Annotated in this window: 4 protein-coding genes and 1 pseudogene; 3 read left to right on the plus strand and 2 right to left on the minus strand. The window is 45.0% G+C overall.

The window, feature by feature from the left end:
- Positions 1-292: 292 nt before the first annotated feature.
- Both shc and V7K67_RS24225 read right to left on the minus strand, forming a co-directional pair.
- Positions 293-2,224, minus strand: coding sequence for a squalene--hopene cyclase (gene shc / locus V7K67_RS24220; RefSeq protein WP_335168738.1), 1,932 nt, complete (start codon positions 2,222-2,224; stop codon positions 293-295).
- A gap of 556 nt (positions 2,225-2,780) precedes the next feature.
- A complete protein-coding gene (locus V7K67_RS24225; RefSeq protein ID WP_334729702.1) occupies positions 2,781-2,909 on the minus strand; it encodes a hypothetical protein in 129 nt (42 codons plus the stop codon).
- Positions 2,910-2,980: 71 nt separating this feature from the next.
- Here V7K67_RS24225 and V7K67_RS24230 point away from each other — a divergent pair.
- The 3 genes and pseudogenes from V7K67_RS24230 (at position 2,981) to V7K67_RS24240 (ending at position 5,812) form a co-directional block, all read left to right on the plus strand.
- Positions 2,981-3,586, plus strand: a pseudogene (locus V7K67_RS24230) (Uma2 family endonuclease).
- Between the two features lie 31 nt (positions 3,587-3,617).
- Entirely contained in the window at positions 3,618-3,776 is a 159-nt protein-coding gene (locus tag V7K67_RS24235) for a hypothetical protein (RefSeq protein WP_334729703.1), read from the plus strand.
- 782 nt (positions 3,777-4,558) lie between these two features.
- Complete coding sequence (locus V7K67_RS24240; RefSeq protein WP_335168740.1) at positions 4,559-5,812, plus strand: glycosyltransferase; 1,254 nt, start codon at positions 4,559-4,561, stop codon at positions 5,810-5,812.
- Positions 5,813-6,324: the final 512 nt, after the last annotated feature.

A 6,324-nucleotide genomic window follows, 5' to 3' on the forward strand; every position in this document is an offset into this window, starting at 1 on the left:
CACCGCCGAATCTAGCGCAGCGTTCCTCAGTTGCGTCAATGCTCCAACCCCCGTTTTTTTGTTAACGATCGCTTGACTTTTAAGACAGTCGCTACGTCTAATGCACAATTTTTTTGCTTGCCACGCCACTACGCTGTGATACAGCGCTTCCCGCTATTATGCAATATAGTTTTTCTTCTTGCCCCTCTCCTAGCAAAGCTTTCAGTTTTGAGGATGTACCTCATAGCTGCCGGAAGTACTGTATAAGCAAGGATATAGTTTTCTCTCTTCGCAGCTTTTTGAAAAAAATCCACTATTTTTGAGTAACAACTTTTAATTGAATTGCTGCTTGATAACGACCTAGAGCTATTAAAGGAAAGTATTGTTGATACAGATGATACTTGAGATAAAAATGGCAAGGGAAGCCAGTACCCGTAAAGTCTGCCTCAAACCAAGTACCATCGGGCTTTTGAGTTGCCACCAGGTAGTCAATTCCCCGCTCAATAGCCTCAAGAGCTAATTTACCATTTGCTTCACCTGCTGCTATCAGCCCTATTATTGCCCAGGCAGTTTGAGATGCAGTACTATTTCCTTTTCCTTTGAGACTGGGATCGTCGTAGCTGCGGCAAGTCTCACCCCAACCCCCATCTGGGTTTTGACATCCAATTAACCAAGTGGCTCCTCGTTCTAGACTGAGTTTATGCCTTTGAGGATCAATTAAGGCCAAGGCTGACAAAACACCACTAGTACCGTAGATATAATTTACACCCCAACGACCAAACCAACAGCCTTCGGTTTCTTGTTCGCGCAGAAGATAAGTAAGCGATCGCTCTAAATTATCACTATCAATTGCCAAGTCACAAGCACCAAGCATTTCAAGCACTCTAGCCGTAACATCTGCGGTGTTTGGATCGATCATGGCTTTTAAGTCGCCATAAGGAATAGAGTTGAGCCAATCTTGATCGTTGTCTAAATCAAAAGCAGCCCACCCCCCCGGTTTACATTGCATAGATGCAATCCAGTTTAAGGCCCGAGCGATCGCAGCTTGCTTGATTTTTTCATTGGGGAGTTTCGCCAGATCTAGCGCCATCACCACCACCGCCGAGTCGTCTACATCGGGATAAAAGCGATTGTCAAACTCAAACGCCCAAGCCCCTGGTTTTCCTTGGCGATTTTTGACAGACCAATCTCCGTAATCTAAAATTTGTTTTTGCAACAACCATTCTCCAGCCTTGACTACAACCCAATGATCTGGTGCAAAGCCAGATTCTACTAAAGCACGCATCACCCAAGCTGTATCCCAGACGGGTGAAACACAAGGTTGTACCCGGTAGCTATTGTCTGTTTCAATGGCAAAGTTATCAATTGCTTGCAAACCTCGTTCCACAATAGGGTCGTTTTGGTCATAATCCAAACACCGCAAAGCCAGCATAGAATTCAGCATCGCCGGAATAATGCCGCCCCAGTCGCCTGTAGCTTCTTGGCGCTCTAAAATCCATTTTTCGGCGGCTTTGATGCCTTCTTGGCGAAAGGGTACTAAATTAAGGCTTTCTGCTAACTTGAAACCCTGATCGAGGGTGAGGAATAAATCTGTCCAATCGCCACTTTGGGGTAATTCCCATCGGACTTGATCAACACCTTCAGCGTATAGCTCATCTAGGTTGAAAGTTGAGTCGGTGAGAAAAACAGGTTTGCGATCGCATACAACCAGTAATGGTACTGTACTGGAACGTGCCCAGCTAGACATCTCGTAGATATTGACTGGGAAAGCTTTCGGCAATAGCATCACCCAAGCTGGTAGCGAGGGAATACCGCGCCAGTTGTAGCAACCAATCAAGGCTAAGTGCAACTTGGTAAAAATCCGAGTTTTGCTGATTCCACCTCGTTGGAGAATAAAAGTTTTCGCCCGAAGCATTGCCGGATCGGTTGCTGGTACACCTAGCAATCTTAGAGCCATATACGCTTCAACCGAAGTGCTAACTTCTCCGCCATCACCGTAGTAAAGTTCCCAGCCGCCATGCTGCCGTTGCTGTTGACGCAAATATGCTTCAACTTTGTGTAAAGCTCTTGTTTGGTCTGTTCCCCAAATTTTATGTAGAAGGACGACTTCAGCAGTGATGGTGACATTAGATTCTAACTCTGCCCACCAGTAACCTGCCTGATTTTGAATCGAAAGCAGATATTCTTGGCTAGCTGCGATCGCTTCTGCGACTTGCTTGACTTTTACCCTGTCTTGTGTTTGCATCAAATCCTATTTAACCTCAACACCCAACCCTAGTTTTGAATACGGCAATCCGATAAAAAAATTTTTCCTATATCAGTAGACATAGTATTGTGTCTGAGTCACTGAAAATTTGCAATAGACCTCTTGCAAAAGTCCCTAACACCTCTCCCCTTAGCAAGGCTACCGTGTATACACAAGTCTGTTTTCCCCTTGTATCCCAGAACTACCCCCCTTAATCCCCCCGATATATTGGGGGGAAAAAGAAATCTAGTTCCCTCCCCTTTATAAGGAGGGATAAAAAAACTGGTGAACTTGAAAAAAACAGGGGAAAAAGAAATCTAGTTCCCTCCCCTTTATAAGGGGAGGGTTAGGGTGGGGTAATTCGACAGACTAATTGTGATTCGATAACAAGGGGAGGGGAGCGTTTGCTTTACTCAAATGCGGCGTGGGGTTCTTGATTTTTGATTTATGCAAGAGATCTAATAGATTTAGACTCCTTCGGTAGAAATTCCAACACCACACTAACTCACCAGTTCATAAAAGCTCTCCCCGAAGTTCTTTCAAAGAGCGACCATCTTCAAATCTGGCTAAAAGTATACAGGTGTGTAGCCAAAATTTCAGGAAAAGCCAATCCTTGTTTTGTAGTGTTTTTTTGTAACGGCACAGAGAGCGATCGCATCGGTCGCCCTACGCCCCAGTGCCCCACTCACAAAGTTACCCTCGAACCCGCTTAAACATAACGATACAATATTCACAACCCACGCACCCCAAACGGCAATGGTTCAAACTCCTGCCAAACCCTTGACCCTCGATGAATTTCTCAAGCTGCCGGAAACCAAACCTGCCAGTGAATTCATCGACGGTCAGATTATCCAAAAACCCATGCCCCAAGGAAAACACAGTACACTTCAGCTTGACCTTGGTACTGACATCAACCAAGCGCTCAAACCCGGACACATCGCCCGCGCTTATTCGGAACTTCGTTGCACTTTTGGAGGCAGGTCGATTGTTCCTAATATTGCAGTCTTCACTTGGGAACGGATTCCCCGCGATCGCAACGGCAAGGTGTCCAATACCTTCGCCATCGCCCCCGACTGGACGATAGAAATCCTCTCCCCCGACCAAAGCCAAACCAAAGTTATCCGCAACATCCTCCACAGCGTCGCCCACAGCACCTAAATGGGATGGTTGATTGACCCGGAAGAGGAACTCGTGTTTGTTTATTTTGGCGATACCTACGGTGGGCTTCTCTGCGAGAGGCTACGCCAACGCCTACGCACCATCGCAGTCTATGAACAAGAGAGCGATCGCTTACCCGTCCCACCCTTTGCCGAATCTTTCAGCCTCACTGTCGGTAAACTCTTCAGTTGGCTAACTGAATAGCCCCAGCCCTATCAACTCTCTCGGTCACGCCATGTCCGCAAAAATCCTGGAAAGCTTTGGCAGCAAACTCGCTGAACAATGGGTTGCCACCCTACTCACCCCCGCTTTTGTCTTTTGGGCAGGGGGAGCCGCCGCAGGGCTACAGCGCTTTGGCTGGAAACGTGCTAGAGCGCCGGTCAAGTACAAGTAGTTGACGTAAAGCGCAGGATATGGGTGTTATGTTAATCGAACGTTTATCCCGCATTTCTCACTCTTCAGTAGGGGCGGGTTAACAGATATAATCCATCATTCATGAATGTCTCGCTTAACCCGCCCCTAAGACCTCTGCACTTCGGTTCATCGGTGAGAGGTTAAGATAATCTTACTTTTGTCAATTAGAAATTATGCTTAAAATTTGGAAAGAGCCGAGGTATTAAGTTAACTGTTGTACTGAAATTATGGGTTAAGAATAAATGATGCGTATCAAGATGACGCGTAGGCAAAGCCCAACCTAGGCATCGCCCAATCAAAAATTCTGTTTCTAACCCCGATTTCAGCAATATTTTAAGTACTATTGCTTATTGACAAATTGTATCTGACCTTAACCTCTCACAAATGACTTCGGTTTGATAAATCTGGTGAGAAATCCTTATGCACTCAGTTTTAATGCGATCGCTAAAAACTAGACCTCAAAATTTAGCCATCAATAGGCGTTTTGACCATACACACGTAATGACGTTTTTGTCAACATATATTAGTTGACCGGCGCTCTAGAAAATCTGGGCTACCTGGACAATTAGACTGGGATGCTCGGTACGATGAGGCATTAGCTTCCGTTTTAGAGGTAGATGTCAATAGATAGCGATCGCAGTTTAGACAAGTCAACGATCTGTAGCTTTTCTTTGCTGAAAACTGTTAGTTCACCTCGTCTAAAATCAGTATTCCGTAGGGGTACAGTGATTTGGAATTTTGCACAGGGAGATAGCGACGGTCATGAGTGTAATTATATTAGGATTGATGCTCTTATCCTTGACAATTTGGTTAGGATTACTCTGTTTTTGGGGACAATTTTGGCGGACAGACCAGCAATTAGAGGTTACACAAACTCAGCTAGAATCGTTACCTGTGGTTTGTGCCGTCGTTCCAGCCCGTAATGAAGCTGAGTTGATACCAATCACCTTGCGATCGCTCCTACTCCAAGATTATCCTGGTTCTTTCAACGTATTTTTGGTAGACGATCGCAGCACAGACCGGACAGCAAATTTTGCTGAAGGGGTTGCATACGCTGTTGGTAAACCCCAACAACTGCATATTATCTCAGGTGAATCACTGCCTCCTAGTTGGTCGGGCAAACTTTGGTCCGTTGAGCAAGGTATAAAGAGCGCGAGTAAATTGGCACCTGATTATTTTTTGCTGACTGACGCAGATATCGAACACGATCCTGGTAATCTCCGCCGACTCGTTGCTAAAGCTGTCCAAGAAGATTTAGACCTGGTTTCGGTAATGGTGCGACTCAGGTGTGAAAGCTTTTGGGAAAAACTTTTGATTCCAGCTTTCGTGTTTTTCTTCCAGAAACTCTATCCCTTTCGCTGGGTGAATAATCCCAAAAATCCCACAGCCGCCGCAGCTGGGGGATCTATTCTGATCGCCCGTGAAGCTTTAGAACGAATCGGGGGTATCCAAGTTATTCGCCAAGCTTTAATTGACGATTGCGCCCTAGCTCAATCCGTTAAAAGTATTAGGAGAGTAGGAGACTGGGAGAGTGGGATACACACTAATTCTTCCTTCCCCTCTACTCCCTCATCTCCCTCATCCTCCCCCACGGGCCGTATCTGGCTGGGGTTGAGTACCTTGACTCGCAGTTTGCGTCCCTATGACTCGCTGGCGACGATTTGGGATATGGTTGCTCGTACTGCCTATACCCAACTGAATTATTCGCCATTACTACTATTGGGAACTTTGGTAGGAATGCCTCTGATTTATTTAGCACCACCTGTATGTATGATTCTGGGTGCAGTTTGGGGCAATTGGGCGATCGCACTTACAGGTCTATTAGGATGGCTATTGATGACTTTCGCTTACTACCCAACGATCCGCTTTTATAAATGTTCTGTCTGGTTCGCGTTGAGCTTACCTGCGATCGCTTTTCTCTATACCCTAATGACTTTAGACTCAGCCCTACGACACTGGCAAGGACGCGGCGGCGCTTGGAAAGGAAGAGTTTATCCCAGTTCGGATAATTTCTAATTGGGATAGAATTACGGGTATTGTCCTTGATTTATCGAAAAATTGGGTTTAAAACCCCGCCATAAAGGACGGCTTTATATTAGCTTGTTAACTCTTGTGCTATAAAGTCAGGACTTACGCATTGACAAATTAGACAACAAGTGCAGTAAGAAAAAGAAGAGAAAATATGCGATCGCTCTCAGTTTAAATAAAAAATAAAACCCCTAGCAAACTACCAGGGGTAATGCAAGTCAGTACTTTTCGCATGGAATGTATCCTACTCCAATACCATAACAACCCTCTAATTTAGAGATATGCCATTTTGCCAAACAAAAAAAGCCCCCAGTTGTAAGCTGAGGGTTAATTTTTTCTAGAATAGCGGTAGTATACAAAGCTATTATTCCCAGAGAAGTAAGCAAACAAAGAGTATTTGCTTTTAAATAAGCAAAACTAATAATTTGCATCAGGTTTACTGAAGTAACAAAAGTTGATTAAAAAATGTAAAGCAGTGTAAAGTAGTTTCACAGGCAAAG

Source organism: Nostoc sp. (assembly GCF_036917155.1).
Classification (GTDB): Bacteria; Cyanobacteriota; Cyanobacteriia; order Cyanobacteriales; family Nostocaceae; genus Nostoc.

What these genes read in the sequence shown, in the direction of transcription:
- shc (WP_335168738.1), bottom strand. Translation starts at nt 2,224, where the DNA reads ATGCAAACACAAGACAGGGTAAAAGTCAAGCAAGTCGCAGAAGCGATC.
- V7K67_RS24235 (WP_334729703.1), top strand. Translation starts at nt 3,618, where the DNA reads ATGTCCGCAAAAATCCTGGAAAGCTTTGGCAGCAAACTCGCTGAACAA.
- V7K67_RS24240 (WP_335168740.1), top strand. Translation starts at nt 4,559, where the DNA reads ATGAGTGTAATTATATTAGGATTGATGCTCTTATCCTTGACAATTTGG.